This window comes from Pseudoclavibacter helvolus, assembly GCF_049707175.1.
In the GTDB taxonomy this organism is placed as follows: Bacteria; Actinomycetota; Actinomycetes; order Actinomycetales; family Microbacteriaceae; genus Pseudoclavibacter; species Pseudoclavibacter helvolus_A.
Window position 1 is genome coordinate 230,793 of the sequence record NZ_JBNAFM010000001.1, and the last position, 21,889, is coordinate 252,681.

17 protein-coding genes and 1 pseudogene are annotated in these 21,889 nt (G+C 69.2%); 6 read left to right on the forward strand and 12 right to left on the reverse strand.

Features of this window, described 5'->3' with window-relative positions:
* Nucleotides 1-32 precede the first annotated feature (32 nt).
* Nucleotides 33-3,506: a bifunctional proline dehydrogenase/L-glutamate gamma-semialdehyde dehydrogenase gene (locus tag ACPYN9_RS01325; RefSeq protein WP_424463237.1), complete on the reverse strand. Its 3,474-nt coding sequence runs from the start codon at nt 3,504-3,506 to the stop codon at nt 33-35.
* A gap of 83 nt (nt 3,507-3,589) precedes the next feature.
* Between ACPYN9_RS01325 and ACPYN9_RS01330 the strand changes: the two genes are divergently transcribed.
* The gene (locus tag ACPYN9_RS01330; protein ID WP_424463238.1) at nt 3,590-4,489 is read left to right on the forward strand and encodes a LysR family transcriptional regulator; all 900 of its coding nucleotides are present in this window, start codon (nt 3,590-3,592) and stop codon (nt 4,487-4,489) included.
* Nucleotides 4,490-4,537: 48 nt separating this feature from the next.
* On the opposite strand, the gene ACPYN9_RS01335 is transcribed toward ACPYN9_RS01330, so the two are convergent.
* The gene (locus ACPYN9_RS01335; RefSeq protein WP_424463240.1) at nt 4,538-5,773 is read right to left on the reverse strand and encodes an MFS transporter; all 1,236 of its coding nucleotides are present in this window, start codon (nt 5,771-5,773) and stop codon (nt 4,538-4,540) included.
* A gap of 173 nt (nt 5,774-5,946) precedes the next feature.
* On the opposite strand from ACPYN9_RS01335, the gene purU reads away from it, so the two are divergent.
* Nucleotides 5,947-6,801 carry a formyltetrahydrofolate deformylase gene (gene purU / locus ACPYN9_RS01340; RefSeq protein ID WP_424463357.1) on the forward strand — a complete coding sequence of 285 codons (855 nt, stop codon included), beginning with the start codon at nt 5,947-5,949 and terminating at the stop codon, nt 6,799-6,801.
* A gap of 249 nt (nt 6,802-7,050) precedes the next feature.
* On the opposite strand, the gene ACPYN9_RS01345 is transcribed toward purU, so the two are convergent.
* Nucleotides 7,051-7,305, reverse strand: a complete 255-nt coding sequence (locus tag ACPYN9_RS01345; RefSeq protein WP_424463241.1) for a hypothetical protein — start codon at nt 7,303-7,305, stop codon at nt 7,051-7,053.
* A 35-nt stretch (nt 7,306-7,340) separates the two neighbouring features.
* Here ACPYN9_RS01345 and ACPYN9_RS01350 point away from each other — a divergent pair.
* Nucleotides 7,341-7,625 (forward strand): annotated as a pseudogene (locus ACPYN9_RS01350) (DUF559 domain-containing protein); the annotation flags it as partial.
* Between the two features lie 68 nt (nt 7,626-7,693).
* On the opposite strand, the gene ACPYN9_RS01355 reads toward ACPYN9_RS01350, so the two are convergent.
* The gene (locus tag ACPYN9_RS01355) at nt 7,694-8,266 is read right to left on the reverse strand and encodes a TetR/AcrR family transcriptional regulator (RefSeq protein ID WP_424463243.1); all 573 of its coding nucleotides are present in this window, start codon (nt 8,264-8,266) and stop codon (nt 7,694-7,696) included.
* 76 nt (nt 8,267-8,342) lie between these two features.
* On the opposite strand from ACPYN9_RS01355, the gene ACPYN9_RS01360 reads away from it, so the two are divergent.
* Nucleotides 8,343-8,621 (forward strand): hypothetical protein, encoded by a 279-nt coding sequence (locus ACPYN9_RS01360; protein ID WP_424463245.1) that lies wholly within the window; start codon nt 8,343-8,345, stop codon nt 8,619-8,621.
* Nucleotides 8,618-9,541: an NAD-dependent epimerase/dehydratase family protein gene (locus ACPYN9_RS01365; RefSeq protein WP_424463247.1), complete on the forward strand. Its 924-nt coding sequence runs from the start codon at nt 8,618-8,620 to the stop codon at nt 9,539-9,541. Before ACPYN9_RS01360 ends, ACPYN9_RS01365 begins: the two co-directional genes overlap by 4 nt.
* Nucleotides 9,542-9,599: 58 nt before the next feature.
* Here ACPYN9_RS01365 and ACPYN9_RS01370 read toward each other — a convergent pair whose 3' ends face one another.
* The 4 genes from ACPYN9_RS01370 to ACPYN9_RS01385 form a co-directional block, all read right to left on the reverse strand.
* Nucleotides 9,600-11,768 carry an anthranilate synthase component I gene (locus ACPYN9_RS01370; protein WP_424463248.1) on the reverse strand — a complete coding sequence of 723 codons (2,169 nt, stop codon included), beginning with the start codon at nt 11,766-11,768 and terminating at the stop codon, nt 9,600-9,602.
* Nucleotides 11,769-11,792: 24 nt separating this feature from the next.
* Nucleotides 11,793-13,613 (reverse strand): MinD/ParA family ATP-binding protein, encoded by a 1,821-nt coding sequence (locus ACPYN9_RS01375; protein ID WP_424463250.1) that lies wholly within the window; start codon nt 13,611-13,613, stop codon nt 11,793-11,795.
* Between the two features lie 16 nt (nt 13,614-13,629).
* Nucleotides 13,630-14,628, reverse strand: a complete 999-nt coding sequence (locus ACPYN9_RS01380; RefSeq protein WP_424463251.1) for a malate dehydrogenase — start codon at nt 14,626-14,628, stop codon at nt 13,630-13,632.
* Nucleotides 14,629-14,730: 102 nt separating this feature from the next.
* Nucleotides 14,731-15,948, reverse strand: coding sequence for an NADP-dependent isocitrate dehydrogenase (locus ACPYN9_RS01385; RefSeq protein WP_424463252.1), 1,218 nt, complete (start codon nt 15,946-15,948; stop codon nt 14,731-14,733).
* A gap of 86 nt (nt 15,949-16,034) precedes the next feature.
* Here ACPYN9_RS01385 and ACPYN9_RS01390 point away from each other — a divergent pair, with 86 nt between their 5' ends.
* Nucleotides 16,035-16,511, forward strand: a complete 477-nt coding sequence (locus ACPYN9_RS01390; protein WP_424463254.1) for a GNAT family N-acetyltransferase — start codon at nt 16,035-16,037, stop codon at nt 16,509-16,511.
* A gap of 100 nt (nt 16,512-16,611) precedes the next feature.
* Here the strand turns inward: ACPYN9_RS01390 and ACPYN9_RS01395 are convergent, their stop codons facing one another.
* The 4 genes from ACPYN9_RS01395 to ACPYN9_RS01410 all read right to left on the reverse strand — a co-directional run bounded on the left by ACPYN9_RS01395 (nt 16,612) and on the right by ACPYN9_RS01410 (nt 21,889).
* The gene (locus ACPYN9_RS01395) at nt 16,612-17,913 is read right to left on the reverse strand and encodes a dimethylarginine dimethylaminohydrolase family protein (protein WP_424463256.1); all 1,302 of its coding nucleotides are present in this window, start codon (nt 17,911-17,913) and stop codon (nt 16,612-16,614) included.
* A 64-nt stretch (nt 17,914-17,977) separates the two neighbouring features.
* Nucleotides 17,978-19,627: a bifunctional phosphoribosylaminoimidazolecarboxamide formyltransferase/IMP cyclohydrolase gene (purH, locus tag ACPYN9_RS01400; RefSeq protein ID WP_424463258.1), complete on the reverse strand. Its 1,650-nt coding sequence runs from the start codon at nt 19,625-19,627 to the stop codon at nt 17,978-17,980.
* Nucleotides 19,624-20,232, reverse strand: a complete 609-nt coding sequence (gene purN, locus ACPYN9_RS01405; protein ID WP_424463259.1) for a phosphoribosylglycinamide formyltransferase — start codon at nt 20,230-20,232, stop codon at nt 19,624-19,626. Before purN ends, purH begins: the two co-directional genes overlap by 4 nt.
* A gap of 61 nt (nt 20,233-20,293) precedes the next feature.
* On the reverse strand, nt 20,294-21,889 hold the full coding sequence (locus tag ACPYN9_RS01410) for a DUF6350 family protein (protein WP_424463261.1): 1,596 nt from the start codon (nt 21,887-21,889) through the stop codon (nt 20,294-20,296).

The following is a 21,889-nucleotide window of genomic DNA, read 5'->3' on the forward strand; positions in this document are numbered from 1 at the left end:
CGGCGAATCGAGGGGTATTTAGCGGCGGACAATCAGCGAGAGAGAAGACCTTCCGTGAGGCCATTCGGCGTTCCGAAACGGTGCGCCGTAATCGATACGGCTTGCTCCCGTAGAAAAGGCAGCAATTCGACGCGACCCGATTCGGTGATTTCCCCCGAATAGATGGCGAGGTCGACTCTGCCGTCGACGGCGCGTGCAAGCGCGACCGCGTCGCCGCCGATCAGGCGCATCCGGCCGGCCCGCAGCGAGCCCGCCGCGGAGAGGAACTCAGCATCCGTCTCGGCGCGCATCGGCACGCCCGCCCCCGCGAGCGCTGCCTTCACGGCAGACGGCAGCGCGACCCCGGTCGAGACGCGCAGTCGGGCACCCGCGACAAGTCCAGCCGCGACCACACGGAGGAGGTCCGCGACGCGCGCGTCCTCGGAGAGGCGCACCGCGATCTCGCCGGGGAACGTGAGGTAGCGGAACACGTTGCGCTCGGCGTACAGGGACTGCACGTCGCGGTCGCGCCCGAACTCCTCCGCCCAGGCGTGCGCGTCGCTGCCGAGCGCGCGCTCGAGCATGGCCGCTTCCGCGCCCGTGAGCGAGGCCGACTGCGCCTTCGCGACCGCGTTGGCGGCGTCCAGGATCGACCGAGCGCCGGCGTCCGCGATGGGCGCCGCATCGTGCGCCTCGGCTCGCTTCCAGGTGCCCAGGCCGACGAGGTAGTTCGGCCCGCCAGCCTTGGTCGTGCATCCGACGACCGACTTCTTCCAGCCGCCGAACGGCTGACGCTGCACGATCGCGCCCGTGATGCCGCGGTTCACGTAGAGGTTCCCGGCCTGGATCGTGTCGAGCCACTGCGAGACCTCGCCCCGGTCGAGCGAGTGGATGCCCGACGTGAGCCCGTAGTCGACCTCGTTGACGATCTCGATGGCCTCCTCGAGGGTCTCCGCCGTCATGATGCCGAGGATCGGCCCGAAGTACTCGACGAGGTGGAACTCGGAGCCGCGCTGGACCCCGGCCCGCACGCCAGGGCTCCACAGCTTCCCGCTGTCGTCCAGCTGCCGGGGCTCGACCACCCAGCGCTCCCCCGCGCCGAGCTTGGTGAGGCCGTCGAGCAGCTTGCCCGAGGCCGGCGTGATGATCGGGCCCATCTGCGACGCCGCATCCCACGGGTAGCCGACCGTGAGCGAGCGCACGGCGTCGAGGAGCTGCTCCCGGAAGCGCCGCGAGCGCTGCGCCTGCCCGACCAGCACGACAAGCGACGAGGCCGAGCACTTCTGGCCGGCGTGGCCGAACGCCGACGCGACCACGTCCTTCGCCGCGAGGTCGTAGTCGGCGCTCGGCGTGACGATGATGGCGTTCTTGCCGCTCGTCTCGGCGAGCAGCGGAAGCTCGGGGCGGAACGAGCGGAAGAGCTCGGCCGTCTCGATGCCGCCGGTCAGGATCACCCGGTCGACCGACGGGTTCTTGATGAGCTCGCTGCCGAGCTCGCGGTCGGAGAACTGCACGTACTGCAGCACCTCGCGCGGCACGCCGGCCTCCCAGAGGGCCTCAACCAGGACGGCGCCGCAGCGCGCGGCCGGGCGGGCCGGCTTGATGATGACGGATGCGCCCGCCGCGAGCGCCGCGAGCGTCGAACCGGCCGGGATGGCAACGGGGAAGTTCCACGGCGGTGTCACGACGATGACCTTCGAGGGCACGAATGACGCGCCGTCGACCTCGTCGAGGCCACGCGCGAGCTCGGCGTAGTAGTGGGCGAAGTCGATGGCCTCGGAGATCTCCGGGTCGGACTGGTCGAGGGTCTTTCCGGCCTCTGACGCGGCGACCTCCATGAGATCGCCGCGGCGGCGCTCGAGCGCGTCGCCTGCGCGGTGCAGGACCCTGGCCCGCTCAGCGCCCGAGAGCGCACCCCACGACTGGCTGCCGGCGACCGCGCGCGTCACCCGCGCATCCAGCTCCCCCCTGGTCCCGACAGTGTTGGCCTCGATCGTGTCGCTGCCAAGAGTCGAGGCCTCCGCCCGATCACGGATGCCCCGCGCCCATGCCTGGTTCGCCGGCAGAGAGGGGTCTGAGTCCGGTGTCTCCTCGAAGCGGTCGGACGGGAGCGGCTCGGGCGCCGCCGAGCGGTCCTGCACCCGATTGCTGGGCGGCACCTGCCGGTCGAGCGCGTCCAGCGACGCGATGAACCGCTGCGACTCGCGCTCGAAGAGCTCCTCGTTGTCAGCCAGCTCGAACACCGCAGACATGAAGTTGTCCTGGCTCGCGCCCTCCTCGAGGCGACGGATGAGGTAGGCGATCGCCACGTCGAACTCCTGCGGGTGCACCACCGGCACGTACAGCAAGAGCCCACCGACCTCGCGCTTGACGACCTCTGCCTGGCTCTGCGCCATGCCGAGCAGCATCTCGTACTCGATGCCGTCCGTCGCGCCGCGGCGCTTCGCGAGCAGCCACGAGAACGCGACGTCGAAGAGGTTGTGACCGGCGACACCGACTCGCACGTTCTTCACGCGCTCCGGCGTGAGGGCGTAGTCGATCACGCGCTTGTAGCTCGTGTCGGAGTCCTGCTTCGTGCCCCACGTGGCCAGCGGCCAGCCGTGCAGCGACGCCTCGACGCGCTCCATCGGCAGGTTCGCACCCTTCACGAGGCGGACCTTGATCGGAGCCCCGCCGCGGGCCACCCGCGCCGCCGACCACTCCTGCAGGCGGATCATCGCTGCGAGCGCATCCGGCAGGTACGCCTGCAGCACGATGCCCGCCTCGAGGCCCAGGAACTCGGGGGCGTCGAGGATCCGGGTGAAGACCGCCATGGTCATCTCCAGATCCTTGTACTCCTCCATGTCGAGGTTGATGAACTTCCGAGTCGGACTGTTCACCGCGAGTCGGTAGAGGGGCGTGAGCTCCTCGACCACGTCGGCAACGGCCTCTTCGAACGCCCACGGCTGGTGCGGGGCGGTCGTCGAGGAGACCTTGATCGAGACGTAGTCCACACCCGGTCGCGCCAGGAGCTTCGTGGTGCCCTCGAGGCGGCGAGCCGCCTCCTTCTTGCCGAGGACCGCCTCGCCGAGCAGGTTCATGTTGAGGCGCACACCCTTGCCACGGATCTGCTCGATGGCGGGGCCGAGCTTCGCATCCGTCGCATCGATGATGAGGTGGCCGACCATGTCACGCAGCACCTTGCGGGCAGCGGGCACGACGACGCCGGGAAGCGCGGGCGCGACCATCCCACCAACCCGCACCGCGCTCTTCATGTACCAGGGCAGGAACCCGGGCACCTGGTCGGCGATGGAGCCGAGCTTGCGTGCCGCCACCTTCAGGTCTTCGGGGCGCACGACCCCGTCGACAAAGCCGACCGTGAAGTCGAGGCCGCGCGGGTCCTTGAGCACGCCAGCGAGCTGCGCGGCGGAGGCGTCAACCGGGATCTCTGCGGCCTCGGTCAGCCAGCGGCGCACCAGCGCGACGGCTTCGGGCGCCAGGTCGGTCAGGGAGTCTGCGGGGAAGACGGGCGTGTGGGTGGCGGTCATGTGACCCAGTATCAGCACCCGACTTCGGTTAGGTAAAGTGAAGGAAAGTGACTGTTTTTGATCAGCATGTGTGATGATTAGCCATGCTCGACGTCCGCAAGCTCCGACTGCTCCGCGAAGTGCAACTGCGGGGCACACTCGCCGAAGTCGCCAAAGCCCTCAACTTCTCGCCCTCCGCCGTCTCCCAGCAGCTCACGGCACTCGAAGCCGAGCTCGGCGTCGAACTCCTGCGCAAGCACGGACGACGCGTGCAGCTCACACAGCAGGCCGAGATCCTCGCCGGACACACCGCCGAAATCCTCGAACGCCTCGAAATCGCCGAGCAGGAGGTTCTCGCCTCGTTCGACAGCGCGATCGGAACCGTCCGCATCGCCGTCTTCCAATCGGCAGCCCTCACGCTCATCCCACCGCTGCTCCACGTGCTCGCCGACGAGCATCCGCACCTCCGGATCGAAATGGTGCAGCACGAACCGGAATCAGCACTCTTCGACACCTTCGCCGGCGACTTCGACGTCGTCGTCGCCGAGCAGTACCCCGGGCACGCAGCCCCGCACCACCCTGGCCTCGACAAACGCCTCCTCACCGGAGACACCCTGCGCCTCGCCGTCCCCGTCGACTCCCCGGTCACCAGCCTCGCCGAGGCGGCGCAGCTCGCCTGGGTCATGGAGCCCCAGGGCTCCGCGTCCAGGCACTGGGGTGAGCAGCAGTGCCGCGTCGCCGGCTTCGAACCCGACGTGCGCTACGAGACCGCCGACCTGCAAGCGCAGATGCGGTTCATCGAAACCGGCCACGCCGTCGGCATCCTCAACGACCTCACGTGGGCCCACGCCGCACCCAATGTGCGCTTCCTCCCCCTCGCGGGCACGCCACGACGTGAAATCTTCACCTCGATCCGCACCGCGAGCGCGGCCTCGCCGACGATCGCCGCTGTCCGTGACGGGCTGCAGCGCGTCGCCGACCAGCTGAGCTCCCCCGAGGAATGACCTGCCAGCTCGACCTCGCCGGCCAGCGCTCACTCAGCCAGAGCCGAGTCAGCTCGACTGCTGCAGCGGACGCCGCGCAAGGACTGCGTCGAGCACCAAAGCGCTCACCAGCCCCAGACCCACCGTGGCGATGAAGAACACCGGCAACGCGACCAGCCCCGCCGCATCCAGCAGCAGGCCGCCGACCAACGCACCCGAGCCGATGCCGAAGTTGAACCCCGACGTGTACAGAGCGCTCGACAGATCGCGGTGGCGCGACGGGGCGGCGTTCAGGATGCGCGACTGCAGCAACGGCGGCAGCACCCCCATCCCGAGCCCCCAAATGACCAGCGCGAACAACGCGACCGTCGTGTTCTGCGCGAAGAGCAGCAACGTCACCGCGACCAGCATCAGCAGATACCCGGTCGCAAGGCCCACCCTCGGCCGCGACGTGAACAGCACACCCGCGAGCGCGGTGCCGCCCGCAGACGCGATGCCGTATGCAAAAAGCACCAGGCTCAAGGTCTCCACCGGGAAGCCGATCACGTCGAGCGAGTACGGCGAGATGTACGAGTAGAACGCGTACTGCGCGGTCATCGTGATGAGCGTGATCACGCACAGCAGGATCACCGTCAGCAGCGAACGCTGCGCGAAGCGGATGCGCTTCGCGGGCACCGCAGGCTCGTCCGAGTCGTCGGGGAGCGCGATCGGCCGGGTCGAGAAGGCATCGTCGAGGTGATTCACGCGCGGCAGCAGGAACCAGAGGAGCACTGCGACCAGCAGCGTGACCACGGCGAGCGAGCCGAACGCGAACCGCCAGCCGAACGCCTGACCGAGCGCCGTGCCGATGGGCACGCCGAGCACGTACGCGATCGCGCCGCCGCCGAGCGTGATCGAGACCGCGCGGGTGAGCAGCTCCCTCGGCGCGATGAGCGAGATGTACGACGCCACCACCGCCCAGAACACCCCGTGCGCAAGACCCGTCACCACGCGCGTCACAACAAGCCACGCATAGGTCGGCGCGAAGGCCGAGGCGATCGAACCGATCGCGAAGACCGCGAGCACGACGACCAGCAGAGCGTGGCGAGGAACCCGCTTGGTGAGGGCCGTGAGCGGCGTGCTCGTGAGCACCACCGTGAACGCGAAGATCGTCATGAGCCAGCCGATCTCAGCGCGCGTCGCGCCAAGATCGACCGTCATGAGCTCGAGGAGGCCGGTGGGCAGCATCTCGATCGTGACACTGATGAACGTGGAGAACGCAAGAGCGATCAAGGGGACGAGCGGCAGCCTGGAGGCAGACGTCATCGTAGGAGCAGAGAGAGAAGTCATTCGTCGGATCCGAACGGCGCACTCCGGGCGAGCGGGAAACCTCGCCGGGGAGTCGACTGCGTGCGTACCGGCACGCCGGGGGCCGCGCGATACGCACGACCACGTCAGAGTCTATACGGTGGCGCCAGGACGGCTACCCTGATGTGGTGATTCAAGAAGCAACTCGTTGGGTGCTCACCCTCAACTGCCCAGACCAGCCAGGCATCGTGCACGCCGTCACCGGAGCCATCGTGGACTCGGTCGGCAACATCGAAGAGCTCCAACAGTTTTCCTCGACCGACACCGGTCGCTTCTTCATGCGCGTCGACATCCGTACCGACGCCAGCCGCGAGGAGCTCCTCGCCCGCCTCGAGCCCGTCGCAGAACGCTTCAGCGCCGAAGTCTCCCTCGACGAAGCCGGCCGACCCATCCGCACCCTCGTTCTGGCCACGAAGGCCGGACACTGCGTCAACGACCTCCTCTTCCGGCAGCGCTCCGGCCACCTGCAGATCGACGTGCCGCTCGTGCTCGCCAACAACGAGGCACTCAAGGGCCTCGCCGAGTTCTACGACGTGCCCTTCGAATACCTGCCCGTCACCGGGCCAGACGAGAAAGCGGCCTTCGAAGCCCGCATCCTCCAGGTCGTCGAAGAACAGCAGATCGAGCTGGTCGTGCTCGCCCGCTACATGCAGATCCTCTCCCCCGAGCTCTGCGCCGAGCTCGCAGGCCGAGCCATCAACATCCACCACTCCTTCCTGCCCGGCTTCAAGGGCGCCAACCCCTACCGGCAAGCGCACGCGCGCGGCGTGAAGCTCATCGGAGCCACGGCGCACTTCGTGACCAGCGACCTCGACGAGGGCCCGATCATCGAGCAGAACGTCGTCCGCGTCGACCACACGCGTGCACCCCAGGAGCTCATGGCCATCGGCCAGGACGAGGAGTCGCGCACCCTCACGCAGGCCGTGAAGTGGTTCTCCGAACACCGCGTGCTCCTCGACGGGCAGCGCACGATCATCTTCCACTAGGGCGGCGGTTGGGCCGTCGGCTCCGGTCTCCGGACGATCCGAGGTGGTCTGCGCGAATCGCTGTCCGAAAGCAGTGCAAGATCGCCGGGTGACGTTACCTATCGGCAATTCAGGGCCGAAATCGCGCTCGAAATGGTCAGCTCTGGCTTCGCCGACGTCGCCTCCGAGCGGAGTGTTGTCCACCGGCGAGAGAGCAACTCCCCGCCGGCGAGCGCGTTTCAGTTGGGACATGCCGAAGCCACACGCGACTCAGCCGTTCGCTCCGCCACCCGGAGCTCGAGAAGTGAGTGGAACGCGAGCGGCAAGACGTGTCGTGCCCTGGAATCCCTCGTCCGGAGTGGCGCCGTCGGCGGCGTCATCTGGCATCGGAGCCTCCGAGCCCGAAGCGAGGCGCTCGCTCGGCGAGCCGTCGACGACGTCGCGGTCTCCTTGAGCTGCGCACACATCTGCCTGCCGACGCCTGAGTTCGTCATCGTCGCGGACTCCGCTCTCGAGCTCAGGCACATCAGTCGCCACTCGCTGGCCGCACTGGAGAGGGAATGCCCTCGCATGCTCGACGGAAGCTCACCGTCGTGGACGGGCGCAGCCAGTGCGGCACGGAGAGCATCGTGCGGCTCAGGTTTCAGCTCCGGGGATTCGGGCCGAGACCGCAGGTGCGGATCACCGGGGTCGGGATCTCCGACCTCCTCGTAGGTGAGCGTCCTGTCATCGAGTGCGACTCCCGCGCCTTTCACGCGGACGAGGACCGGTGCCGGACGGACAGAGAACGCGACCTCATCCTCAAGTCGCTCGGCTACCGCGTGCTGCGCCTCACCTGCGAGCAGGTCATGTTCCGCTGGCCAGGGGTCGAAGCGGCGCTGGTCGCGGGGCGTCCTCGCAACCGGCAGGCAGGCTACTCGGGCTCAGCGACGAGCGCGGCCGCCTGCGCGGCGAGGACCGCTCGACGGTCGGCGGCACCTGCGGCCGGGCCGAGCATGACCGTGTGCAGCTGGCCGAGGGTCCACCATCCGTTGACGAGCGTGACGACGCTGAGCAGCACGCCTCTGGACTCGGCGTCGCTCAGCCAGGGGCAGGCCTCGCGGATCGCTGCGGCCTTGCCGGCACAGCGCGCGTCACGTTCGTCGAGCGCGAGCCCACCGTCGGTCTCGAGCCCCTCCCACGCGAGGAGCCGAGGAAGCTCCGGATGCTCGCTGTACCGGTCGAAGAGCGCCGCGGCATACCTGCCGACCGCGCCCGGCCCCTCACCCGAGAGCTCGGCGGCGTCGAAGATCCGAAGCAGCGACTGCTGGAGCACGCTCGCGAACAGCGCCTGCTTGTCGCCGAAGTACTGGTAGATGCGCTCCTTGTTGACGCCCGCGTCCCTCGCGATCGCGTCGACCCTGGCGCCGGCGAAGCCCTTCTCGCTGAAGTGGCGGGTCGCCGACTCGAGCAGGAGCTGCTTGGTGCGTTCCGTGTCCCAGGCCATGCGCAATGGTAACAACTCCAACCGCGTAGTTGCTTTTTGCGCGACACGACCATAGGCTCCAACTCCAACCGAACGTTTGGAGTATGAATGCCCCCCGATCTCCGTCCATGAGCGCGCCTTCATCACCTGGCTCGCGATCTTCCCGCTCGTCTCGATCGTCGGCACCCTCCTCGCGACCTTCACGAACACGTGGCCTGGTCTGCTCGCCACCGCGCTCCTCACCGCCATCGTGGTGCTCCTGGCCGTCTACTTCGTCGTGCCGCAGCTCACGAAGCTGTACCTCCGCGTCGTGCGCCGCGGCCCCGAGGCCAGCGGCTCGGGCATGGCGACACCGGCGGCCGAGCCCGCAGCGTGAGGGCCCTCATCGTCGGCGCGAGCGGCGCCGTCGGCACGAGCGTCGCCGAACTCCTGGCGGCCCGCGGACACGAGGTGACACGGGCCGCGAGGCGGCCGCTCGAGCGCGGCGTCCAGGTCGACCTGGACCGCGACCTCGAGGGCTTCGCAGCGCTCGCCTCGGCGCACGACGTGGTGATCAACGCCTCCGGAGTCGAGCGTCCGACCATCGCCGCGCACCTGAGAGGCGCAGCGCTTGTCGACATCTCCGCGACCGGCTCGTACCTGAGCGCGTTGCGGCACGCGGCGGGCGAGACCGGCGCATCCGTGGTGCTGGGCGCGGGCCTCGCGCCGGGCCTCAGCACCGCACTCGTCAGCGAGCTGGATGCACGCCCTGGCGACGACATCGACGTGGCGATCATGCTCGGCTCCGGCGAGAAGCACGGGGCGGCCGCGGTGGCGTGGACGCAGTCGCTCGCCGGCGCGGAGCTCACCTCACGGCCAGAATCGCACAGCGTCAGGAACTTCCGCGAGCGTCGGACGCTGCGCGGCGGCGACGGCAAGCGGCGAACCCACCTCAGGGCGGACTTCCCCGACCACACCCTGCTCGGCGGGGTCGGCGGCTACGCCGTGCGCAGCTACCTCGCACTGAGCTCGCGCAGCGTGACCTCGGCGCTCGCCCTCGTCGGCGCCCTCCCCCGGCTCTCGAGCCTCGTGAGCTCGGCGCCCGCGATCGGCACGGACGCATGGGCGCTCGCCGCCATCAATCGGCGAACGGGCGAACGGCGAGGCGCATCCGGTCGCAACCAGTCGCGGGCGACGGCTGAGGTCACCGCGCTCCTCGCGGAGCGCTCGGTCGAGGCCGGCGCCCACGGCGCGCGCACCGCCGGCAGCCTCGCGACCGCCGAAGAGCTCACGGCGACGCTCACCACGCCAGCCTGACCCCCACCGGCCACGCGGAGCGTCGGCGCCGCGCGGCGGCCGGTCGAGGCCACGCGGGTCAGGCGGCGGGCACGCGTGCGGGGATGCGCTCCATGACGGCCTCGATGATGCGCTTGCCGGCCGAGTCGCGCAGCGTCATCAGCGATTCGGGGTGGAACTGCACGGCGAAGATCGGCAGCTCACGGTGCTGGATCGCCATCGGGATGCCGTCGTCGTCCGACGCGACGAGCACGAGGCTGTCCGGCATCGTCGCGGGGTCGATGTGCAGGGAGTGGTAGCGGCCGGTGACGAACCGCTCCGGGAGGCTGTCGAGGAATCCCGGGTTGGTGATGACGACGTCGCGTTCCTGACCGTGCAGCGGGTAGCCGAGCTGGCCGAGGGATGCGCCGAAGTACTCGCCGATGGCCTGCTGCCCGAGGCACACGCCGAAGACCGGGAGGGAGCGCTCGACGATCTCGTCGAGCAGCTCTGCCGACTTGAAGTCGCTCGGAGCGCCGGGCCCTGGCGACATGACAACCAGCGACGGCCGCTGCTCGTCGAGGATCCGCGCCATCTCGGCCCGCTCGATACCGCCCTTGGGGATGCGGACCGTGCGCACTTCTGCGCCGGTCTCGCGCATGTACCCGGCGAGCATCTGCACGAACGAGTCCTCGTGGTCGAGGAAGAGAATGCGGTGGCCGGCGCCGCTGCCCGCCGGTGCGAGGTCTGCTTCTGCGTCGGTGGCGGGTTCGGGCTGCGACTTCGTGGCTTCGGCCGCAGCGTCGAGCGCCTCGAGCAGGGCGGACGCTTTCATCTCAGTCTCGAGCTCTTCGGCGGCGGGGGTCGAGTCCATGAGCAGCGTGCCACCGGCACGGACCTCGGCGATGCCGTCGCGGATCATCGCCGTGCGGATCGTGAGACCGGTGTTGACGTCGCCGTTGGCCAGCAGCACGCCGATGGCGCCGCCGTACCAGGTGCGGGGGCTGCGCTCGTGCTCGTCGATGAAGCGCATGGCCCAGATCTTCGGGGCGCCGGTCACGGTCACGGCCCACATGTGCGTCGCGAACGCATCCAGCCCGTCGAACTCGGGGCGCAGCCTGCCCTCGACGTGGTCGACCGTGTGGATGACCTTCGAGTACAGCTCGACCTGCCGTCGGCCGATGATCTTGATCGAGCCCGGCTCGCACACGCGTGACTTGTCGTTGCGGTCGACGTCTGTGCACATCGTGAGCTCGGAGCGGTCCTTGTCGCTGTTGAGGAGCTCGAGGATGCGGTCCGCGTCTTCGATCGCGTCGGCGCCGCGGGCGATGGTGCCGGAGATGGGCACGGTCTCGACGCGGCTGCCGGCGACGCGCACGAACATCTCGGGGCTGGCGCTCACGAGGAACTCCTGCCCGCCCAGGTTCATGAGCGCACCGTACGGGGCCGGGTTGTGGCGCTTCAGGTAGGCGAACACGTCGGCGGGGCTGCTGCGGACCGGACGTCGGAACGCCTGGCCGGGCACCACTTCGAAGAGGTCTCCGCGCGCGAACGACGCCTTGGCCGCCTCGACGAGTGCCGCGTACTCGCCGGGTTCGTGGTCGCGCGATGGCTGGGCGGATGCGGCGGGGGCGACGAACGGGCTCGCCACTTCGGTGCGAGGCATGCCGGCGGTGGAGGTGACGCCGTCGGTGAACTCGAAGTCGTGCCTGGTCGCGTCGCCGCGCTGTCGGTCGACGGCGAGCACCGAGTCTGGCAGGAACACGACGAGGTCGCGCTGGTCGCCCCCGTTCGGGGCCTCGAGGGCCTCGATCTGGCGGACGAGGTCGTAGCCGAACGACCCGTAGAGCCCGAGGTGCGGCACGTCGTCCGGCATCGTCTCGATGATGGCGCGCAGCACGCTGAAGCTGGACCTGCGGCGGGTGCGCTGCTCTTCCGGGATGATCTCGTCGCGTTGCGAGGTGACGTCGATCTCAACCTCGCCGTCGGCGAGGACCCGCACGGTGACGCCTTCCAGGCGGTCGAAGGCCTCGGTGAAGGCGCGCAGCGGGATGCTCCCCCGCTCGTTGAGGGCGCGCATGCGGAGCGCGAAGCCACGCCCTTCGATCATGAGGGGCGGGTCGATGAAGCCGATGTCCCATCGCGTGTACCTGCCCGGGTACTCGACGCCGGACGAGAGGACGACTCCGTAGCGGTCGTTGAGACCGGTCTGGATAGCGTCCATCTCCTCCGGGCTGGCAGCACGGGAGGTGTGGGAGATCGTGAGCACTGGGTTCCTAGGTCTGGGTTTCGGTCAGAGGCGTTCCGCGATGGCGGCCGTCGCGGTGCGCCACGCGGCTCGCGTCGCCGGCTTGAGGCTGGCGACGCTCAGTTCGCCGCCGCCGACGAAGGCGTGGTCGTACGGTACCTCAACCACTGCGCGCGTGAGCCGCTCGAAGTGGTGGTGCAACCGCTCGGTGAGCGCCTGGTCTTCTTTCGCGGAGGGGCTCGAGAGGATCGTGACGGCGTTTTCGAGCTTGTCGCCGAAGCCACGCTCGCGGAGGCCGTCGGCGAGCCAGGCTGCGGATGCGGCCGTGTCCTCGCGCGCGGTGGAGACGATGACGAGCTGGTCGGCGACGTCGAGCGCGGCTTCCCAATTGCTGGCGCGCATGTTGTTGCCGGTGTCGACGACGAGCACGCGGTAGAAGCGACTCAGCGTGCGGTGCATGCGCGAGAACGCTTCCGCGTCGATGATGGCCGCCGAGGCGGCATCGTCGTCGGAGGCGAGCACGTCGAACTGCGCGTCGCCCTGGGGGCGCACGAAGCGGTCGACGTCGGCGATCGTGGCGCCGCCGGATACCTCGAATCTGGGCAGCTGGCGAAGGAAGTCGACGGCCGTGTTGCGGTGGTTGCCGGCGTGGGAGCGCCATCCGAGGGTGCCGCGCGTCTCGTTGTTGTCCCAGGCAAGCGTGTACCCGCCGCGGATCTCACCGAAGGTGGCCGCGATCATGAGCGTGGCGGTCGTCTTGTGCGCGCCGCCCTTGGGGTTCATGACGACGACGGTTCTCGAGCCGTCGAACTGCCGCTGCACTCGGCGGATCTCGTCGCGCTTCATGCGCTCGGCTTCGCCCGGCCCGAGCTTGATGAGCCCGCCGGTGCCGACGCGCAGCGCGCTGCGCCAGCCCTGCTGGGCTGGCGCCTCCGGTGCCGCCTGCTTGTCGGCGAGCAGGTCGGCCAGCGTGGGCGCGGCTGTGTCGTTGGGGCGACGTTCGGGGGCGGTCGTGGATGCGCTGCGGGTGACGGCCGCGGCGGTTGCGGATGCGGCGACCGGCGCCGTGTTGGTCGGCTGCGGCGGGAGCCCTGGCCGGATGACGTCACGAGGGCCGGTCTCGACGTTCTCGATCTCGTCGAGTTCCTGCTGTGCCCGGGCGTCTCGAGGGAACCTGGGCTGCCAGGGCTGCGTGTCCTCGAGGCCGTCTTCGTCGATTCGATCCTCGAACCAGACTGGCGGAACCTCGGCCTCGTCAGCCGGGGTCTCGCGTTGGCCGTCGATCGCCTCGTGAACCTCGACCGGTCGCTCGTCCTCGGCCGCTCGCGCGTCCTCGGCCGCTGGCGGCGGAGAGATTGGCTGGGCGGTCTCGAGCTCGTGATCGAGGGCGTGGTGCATCATCTCGACGCGCGGGATGCGCACCGTCTCGTGCACGTTGCCCTGCGGGAGGAAGCCGTCGCTGTTCGCAGCGCTCGGGGCTGCTGTGCCCTGGTCGGGGCCCAGCTCACCGGCGCTCGGCCCGCCCGCCTGCGGCTGCTCGTCGACGCCGTGGGGCGCATCCGCCTTGAGCCGGTCGGTCAGCTCGTCTTCGCCGGGCGCGAGCTCGCCGACGTCACCGGTCTCGACGAGGCTGCCGTCAGGTGAGACGCGAAGCGGGAAGACCCCGTCGATGTCGATGGTTCGCAGGTCGATCACGATCTGCTCGCGGGTCGCGCGGTCGACGACGCGGGTCATGATCTCGCTGCGGAGCTCGTCGGCGTCGGCCGCGATGATGCGCTCGACTGCGGCGCCTTCCCGAATCTCGCCGACTCCGTCGCGACGGATCAGCACCTCCAGTGCGAGGACGCCCGGTTCGGCAGTGGTCATTGCAGCTCTTCTCACTTCAGGAGGTCGACGGAACGAATCCCAGACTGACAACGCTATCGCGTTCCGCCTCGAGGTCGGCGACCGTGGCCGCGAGGCGCGTCCGCACCAGCTCGCCGAGTTCGAGCCCCTGCACGACCTCCCATTCGCCGCCGTTCGAGGTCACGGGGACCCCCGCGACGAGGCCCTCGGGAATCCCGTAGTCGCCCCTCGACGGCAGCGCGGCCGTGGTCCAGGTGCCTTCCGGCGTGCCGAGTACCCAGTCGCGCATATGGTCGACAGCGGCGGATGCGGCCGATGCGGCGGACGATGCTCCCCGTGCCTTGATGATCGCGGCGCCGCGGGTGGCGACGGTCGTGACGAACTCGTCGTCGATCCACGCGTCGTCGGCGATGCGCTCGCGAATCGACATGCCGCCGATCGTTCCGTGGTCGACGTCGGGCACCTGCGTGTTCGAGTGGTTGCCCCAGACGTGGATGCGCGAGACCTCCCCCGCGCCGACGCCAGCCTTGGCAGCCAGCTGCGCGATCGCTCGGTTGTGGTCGAGGCGCATCATCGCCGTGAAGCGCTCGGCCGGCAGGTCGGGCGCGGCCGCACGCGCGATCGCGGCGTTGGTGTTGGCCGGGTTGCCGACGACGAGCACGCGGACGTCGTCGGCGGCGCGCTCGCCGATCGCTCGCCCCTGGGGCGCGAAGATGCCGCCGTTGGCTTCGAGCAGGTCGGCGCGATCCATGCCATCGCGCCTCGGCATGGAGCCGACGAGGAGCGCGATGTTCGTGCCATCGAAGGCTGCGTCGGCGTCGTCGAACACGTCGACCGAGCCGAGCAGCGGGAAGGCTCCATCAGCCAGTTCCATCGCCGTTCCCTCCGCGGCCTTCACGGCCTGCGGGATCTCGAGGAGCCGCAGCTCGACCGGGGTGTCGCCCAGCATGGCGCCGGATGCGATGCGGAAGAGGAGCGCGTAGCCGATGTTCCCGGCGGCTCCCGTGACGGTGATGCGAACTGGCGAGGTGCTCATGCCCCCACCCTATTCGCCGCCGCCGACGCAGCAGCCCCGCACCCTGTGGAGACAGGATGCGGGGCTGCTGAGGTACGGCCGGTGCGGGCCGGAGAGCGCGAGCTACGCGGCCAGGCGTGCAGCCAGGTTCTGCGCGATCGAGTCCATGAACTCATCGGTCGTCTGGTACGGCGTGCCCTCGCCGACGAGCGCCGCGAGGTCCTTCGTCATCTTGCCCGACTCAACGGTCTCGATGACGACCTCTTCGAGCGCCTGCGAGAAGTCGATGAGCTCCTGGTTGCCGTCGAGCTTGCCGCGGTGCGCGAGGCCGCGCGTCCAGGCGTAGATCGAGGCGATCGGGTTCGTCGAGGTGGGCTTGCCCTGCTGGTGCTGGCGGTAGTGACGCGTGACGGTGCCGTGCGCCGCCTCGGCCTCGACGACCTTGCCGTCTGGGGTCGTGAGGACGCTCGTCATGAGGCCGAGCGAGCCGAAGCCCTGAGCGACCGTGTCGGACTGGACGTCGCCGTCGTAGTTCTTGCAGGCCCAGACGTAGCCGCCTTCCCACTTGAGCGAAGCCGCGACCATGTCGTCGATGAGGCGGTGCTCGTACGTGATGCCCGCAGCGTCGAACTTCTCCTTGAACTCAGCCTCGAAGACCTCCTGGAAGATGTCCTTGAAGCGTCCGTCGTACTTCTTGAGGATCGTGTTCTTCGTCGAGAGATACACGGGGTAGCCGCGCGAGAGCCCGTAGTTGAGGGACGCACGAGCGAAGTCGGTGATCGACGCGTCGAGGTTGTACTGCACCTGGGCGATGCCGTCGCCGGGCGAGTGGAAGACCTCGAACTTCTGCGGCTCGGAGCCGTCGTCGGGCGTGAACTCGACCGTGAGCTTGCCCTCGCCCGCGAAGCGGAAGTCGGTGGCCCGGTACTGGTCGCCGAATGCGTGGCGGCCGACGATGATGGGCTTGTTCCAGCCCGGCACGAGGCGCGGGATGTTGGAGATGATGATGGGCTCGCGGAAGATGACGCCGCCCAGGATGTTGCGGATGGTGCCGTTCGGGGAGCGCCACATCTGCTTGAGGCCGAACTCCTCGACGCGTGCCTCGTCGGGGGTGATCGTCGCGCACTTGATGCCGACGCCGTGCTTCTGGATCGCGTGTGCCGCGTCGACCGTGATCTGGTCGTCGGTTTCGTCGCGCTTCTCGATGCCCAGGTCGTAGTACTCGAGGTTCACGTCGAGGTACGGGTGGATGAGCGTGTCTTTGATCTTCTGCCAGATGATTCGGGTCATCTCGTCGCCGTCGAGCTCGACGACCGTTCCCTCGACCTTGATCTTCGCCATAAAGTCCTCCTTCTGCGCGCGGTTTGCCTACAGCCTACCGGGGCTGCATTCGGAGGAATACTCAGAGGGAGCGCTACTCTGCATCCATGAGCGAGCTGTATATCGAAGAGCTGTCCGCCGACAACATCGTCGCCGCCAACACGCTCACGCTGAAACCAGGCCAGGAGGCGTTCGTCGCGCCCGTTTCCCACTCGATCTCGGAGGCGTACGTCAATCAGTCGACGTCGTGGCCGAGGGTTGTAGTGCTCGACGGCCGCGTCGTCGGGTTCATCATGGCGAACTTCGATGAGGACGCCGACGACGAGCTGTTCCGAGCCACGATCATGCGCATGAACGTCGACGCCGACTACCAGCGCCGTGGCGTCGGGTCGTTCGCCGTGAAGGCAGTCCTCGACGAGGCCGCGCGCCGCGGGTTCGACAAGGTGACGACCATCTGGGAAGAGGGCGACCTGGGGCCGGGAGACTTCTTCCGCAGCCTCGGCTTCGTGGTCACCGGTGAGACCCAGTACGGCGAGACCGTCGGCGAGCGCGAGCTCGACGGGCACGGCACCGGTTCGCTGTAAAGCGGTTCCACCAGGATCGCTGCCCGGCGTTTCGCCGTCTCGCAGGCACGCGAGAGGGAGAAGCGCCGGGCAGCGATCGGGGATGCGGGGTGCGGCTGGGTTAGTAGGCGCGGGCTGAGAGGCAGGTCACGCCGCCCTCGAGCTTCTCGAACTCCGAGATGTCGAGGGTGACGACGTTGTAGCCGAGGCGCTTCACGAGCTTGGCCGTCTCCGGGGCTGCGGCTGAGACGAGCACCGTCTCGGCGTCGAGGGGCAGGATGCTCGCGCCCAGCAGCTCCGGGGCTTCGACGTAGCCGCCGAAGAGGGACGGCTGCTCGAGGGCGGGCGTCCACGCGATGATGGTGCCATCGGGGAGCGCGGTCGCGACGGACTTGAGGTGCAGAGCGCCGGTGATGGGCACCGCGACGACCCGGTAGCCAAGGTCAAGGGCGATCTCGCGGAGCGCGCGGATGCCCTCGGCATTCGTGCGCGTGGATGCCCCGACGTAGACGGTGTCGCCCGCGAGGAGCACGTCGCCGCCGTCGAGGGTGCCGGGTGCCTCGATCTCCATGGTCACGAACTCGGTCTCGGCCAGCGCGGCCCGGACCCCGGGGAGCTCGGCGCGGCGCGCGGCGGCTCCGCTTCGGCCCAGGATCGCGACCTCGCCGAGCACAACAACCTGGTCCTCGGTGAAGACGGAGTCAGGCATGGTCTCGGCCGCCGGAACCTCGCGGGTCTCCCAGCCGTGCTCGTCGAGCAGTCCGACGTACGCCTCCCACTGCTCGTTCGCGCGGTCGCGATCGACCTCGGCCCGCTCCTGGAACGTGAGTTGCGCATCCTGCGGGTTCGCCGCTGGAATGCGCACGAGCGCGAGCTTGGTGCTCGACTCGGCGAAGCGGCGCAGCTCCCCCGCGTGCGCCACGCGGGTCGACACGTCCCTGAGCATGTCCGCGACCTGTCGGCGGAACAGGACGGGCCCGATGATCGCCGTGTACACCGTGCCCGCGACGAGGAACACGAAGTTCAAGCCGAAGAACTCGGTGAAGATCGCCGCCCAGGTCTCGCCGGTGAACTCGGCGCCGCCCGTGCCGAGCCGGACGACGTAGCCGACCGTGCCGGCGACGATCGTGAGCACGAATCCTGCGATCGCCGCGATCCACCAGTTGCGTAGCCAGCCAAGCCAGCCCACGAGCGTGACGAGCACGAGCAACACCAACACGGGCAGCGCGTAGAAGTCGAACGTGTCGGTGAGCGTCGTGAGCGGCGACAGAACAAGCGTGAGGTCACGCTCGTTCATGACGACGAGGCACGTCAGGAGCGTCGCCAGCGCGACCCCCATCGCGGCGACGAGCGCCGCGTTGAAGCGCGTGCCTCCGTCGAGCTCGCTGACGCGGGTGACCGGCTGGGGGTTCTTGGTGCTCAATTGCTGCTCTCGTGTGGTCGGGTGCGGCCCGGGAATGGGACGCGGCTGCGCCGATCGGCGCGGATCAGTGGAAGAAGTGGCGCTCGCCAGTGAAGTACATGGTCACGCCAGCCTTCGTGGCCGCCGCGATGACCTCTTCGTCGCGAATGGAGCCACCCGGCTGCACGACGGCGCTGACGCCCGCCTCCAGCAGCACCTCGAGGCCGTCTGCGAAGGGGAAGAACGCGTCAGACGCGGCAACCGACCCGGGAGCCCGCTCCCCCGCGCGCGAGACGGCGAGGTGGCAGGAGTCGACGCGGTTGACCTGGCCCATGCCCACGCCGACGGATGCGCCGTCGGCCGCGAGCAGGATGGCGTTGGACTTCACTGCGCGGCAAGCGCGCCAGGCGAACTCGAGGTCTGTGACGGTCTGGCCGGCGGCCGGCTCGCCCGCGACAAGCGTCCATCCCTCGACGAGCGAGGCGTTCGGCTCGAAGCGGTCGGCGCTCTGCACGAGGAAGCCGCCGGAGATCTGGCGCACCTCGCGCTCTTCCTGAACGGGGTCGGCCGGCAGCTGCAGCAGGCGAATGTTCTTCTTCGCGCGGAGCACCTCGAGCGCCTCCGGGGCGAAGCTCGGGGCGATGACGACCTCGGTGAAGATCTTGGCGAGCGTCTCGGCCATCTCGAGCGAGACCTCACGGTTCGCCGCAACCACGCCGCCGTACGCGCTGACGGGGTCGCAGGCGTGCGCACGGCGGTGTGCTTCAGCGATGGCCTCTGCGGGCGCGAGGCCCTCCGGGGCGACGGCGATGCCGCACGGGTTGGCGTGCTTGATGATCGCGACAGCCGGCGCCGTGTGGTCGTACGCCGCGCGCAGGGCCGCATCAGCGTCGACGTAGTTGTTGTACGACATCTCCTTGCCGTGCAGCTGGTCAGCCTGCGCGATGCCTCGCCCGTCCGCCCGTCCGTAGACGGCGGCCACCTGGTGCGAGTTCTCGCCGTAGCGCAGCGTCGCGAGCTGCGTGCCCTCGATCGTGAGCGAGCTCGGAAGCGCGGGCGACGCATCCGCCGCCCCATCGTCGCCTGCCGTCTGCTCGCCCTCGACCTCTGCGATGTGCGAGACGAACCACGCGCCGACCGCCTGGTCGTAGCTCGACGTGTGCTGGAAGGCCGCGGCCGCGAGCGCGCGACGCGTCGCGAGCGTCACGCCCCCGCCCTGGATCTCCTCAAGCACCTTGCCGTAGTCGCTCGGCGACGTCACGATCGTGGCGTTCGCGAAGTTTTTGGCGGAAGCGCGCACGAGCGCAGGCCCGCCGATGTCGATCTGCTCGATGATCGCGGGCGCATCCGCACCCGACGCCACGGTTTCGACGAACGGGTACAGGTTCACGACGATCAGCTCGAACGGCGCGATGCCGAGCTCCTCGAGCTGACGGACGTGGTCGGCGATGCGTCGGTCGGCGAGGATGCCAGCGTGCACGCCCGGGTGCAGCGTCTTGACGCGGCCGTCGAGCGACTCGGGGAAGCCGGTCACCTGTTGCACATCGGTGACGTCGTGGCCCGCCTCGCGGATGGCCTTCGCGGTCGACCCCGTCGAGACGATCTCGACCCCCGCGGCCTTCAGGCCCGCGGCGAGCTCGATGAGGCCGCTCTTGTCGCTCACGGAGACGAGCGCGCGCTTCGGTTCGATGCGCTCGAGAGTGGACAGCGGGCCGTGGGAGGCGGGGGTACTCATGCGGTGGCTCTTTCCTCAAGTGAGATGGTGCCCGAGGCGACGCCTCTGACGGTGTCTTCCAGCAGACGGCGCTCCACGACCTTGATTCGGCCGTGCAGCAGCTCCTCGGTGTCACCGGGGAGCACGGGGATGCGGACGCGATCGATGATCGGCCCGGTGTCGACGCCGTTGTCGACGATGATGATGGAAGCCCCGGTCTCGGCTGCGCCGGCCTCGAGCGCGTCGCGCACGGCGTGCGCCCCAGGGAACTCGGGCAGGTACGCGGGATGCGTGTTCAGCAGCCGCGGGGCGAGCGCATCGACCACCGCTGGCGGGACGAGGCGCATGAAGCCGGAGAGCAGCGTGAGGTCTGGCTCGAAGCTCCGAATCTGTGCGAGCAGCGCTGCACCCCACGCGTCCCGGTCCGCGAAGTCCTTCGGACGCACCACGAACGATGGGATGCGGAACTCCTCGGCGAGCGCGAGTCCGGCGGCCTGCGTGTCCGCGCCGATGGCGACGATCTCGGCGTCGATGGGCGACTCGGCGTCTGCGGAGATCCGGAGTGTCTCGAGCAGCGCACGCAGGTTTGAACCGGCGCCGGAGATGAGGACAACGACCTTGAGCACCGGGTCAGTCTAGTCGAGTGGGCATTCGAGTCGTCTCGCGAGAGACCATTCGATGGGTGGCTCAGTCGTCGAGGTCGATGTCGGCGTAGATGTCCGGCTCATCGTCGTAGCGCGGATTCTCGACCTTGAGGCGTTTCGCGCGCCGGATCTCAGAGGTCTGCCGCTCGGCCGGTGCGTCCTCCGAACGCACCTCGAGCGCCGTCCCCGGTTTCTGTTCCTTCTCGCCCGGATCCTCGAAGCGCTTCGAGACCGCGTCGGCAACCCACGGCCGCTCATCGGCACTGTCGCGAGCCGAGCGGCGCTTCGATCCCCGCGGGCTGGGGGCAACCGCCGTCTTGCTCGGCGGCTTCGTGCGGTCGGGGGCGGGGTCGACTGCACGAGGGCGAGGCGATGACGTCGACGCGCCGCGATCCGTGCGAGCAGCCCGATCCTTGCGAACAACCTCCGCCTCGTCGTCTCCGGCGTCGTCCTCGTCACGCTGCTCGGAAGAGAGCGGCACAAGTGCCCCGACCAGTGCACCGAGCGCCAGCGTGCCGAAGGCACTCGCCCCCGTGAGCAGCGGAAACGGCCCCACGTCCGCGAGACGGCCCGGCCCCACGGAACCACCCGCAGCGAGGGCCAGCACGCCAATCGCGACCGCAGCCGCGCCCGCCGCCACCAACGACACCGAAACCCGAGACCACACGCCACCCGCAGCACCGGCCGGGGCGTGCATCCGCACCCCCACCATCGCCACGAGACCGACAAGCACAGGAACCGCGATGACCGAGATCGCAAGGAACGGCGGGGATGCGGGGATCGCGCCGAGCAACGGAACCACCGGCAGTGGCCCCACCAGCGTCTCCATCGGCGTCACCTGCGAACCCGTGCCGATCGCGAAGCCGGTGCCGAGCATCCACGCCGCCGACCAGACCACGCCGTTGAAGACCACCACCAGCTGGCTCACACCAACGACGACCGCGCTCGTCACGTCGAGCGGCAGCGACTGGAACAGCGCCAGGATGCTCGCGAGACCCACCACGACGGCGATCACCAGCAACACCGCGCCAGCACCGAGCACCCCCGCGACCATGATGCCCGCCGCCCGCATCCCCTGCGCGAAGAGACCCCTCCCCTGCTCCCCCAGGCTCGACGCTGCCGAATCGAACGGCGCGACCTGCCAGCCCCTCGCCCCGACAAACGCGCTGAGCAGGAAGATGATCGCTCCCACGACCGCCGTCTGCACGACGCCGATCGTGAGACCGCCGGCGCTCCCCGCGAGCGAGACGCCTACGGCGCAGGCCGAGAAGACCGCCGTCGTGAAGAGAAGGCCTGGCCAGATCAGATCGGATCCTGCGCGGATGCGCGCGCCCGTCACATGCGCGAGCCACACCGTGAGCATCGTCAGGCCAAGCGGCACAATACGCAGGGTGAACTCGACGGCAGCGCTGCCCGCCGGCAGCAGCCCCGAACTCGGCTCGATGACCGCCCCGACCGAACCGCCGAGCGACAGGGCCCAAATGGCCGCCGCGTACTGGAAGCCCGCCGCGAAATCACTCCCGAACCCCGAGGTCGCGAGCTGCACTGCGACGACCGCGATGAGCGGTACGCCGAGGCCGACCGCGGCCGCGACGAGCGCGTCGACGGCCGAGTACAGGTACGTGATGGGGCGAGGCAT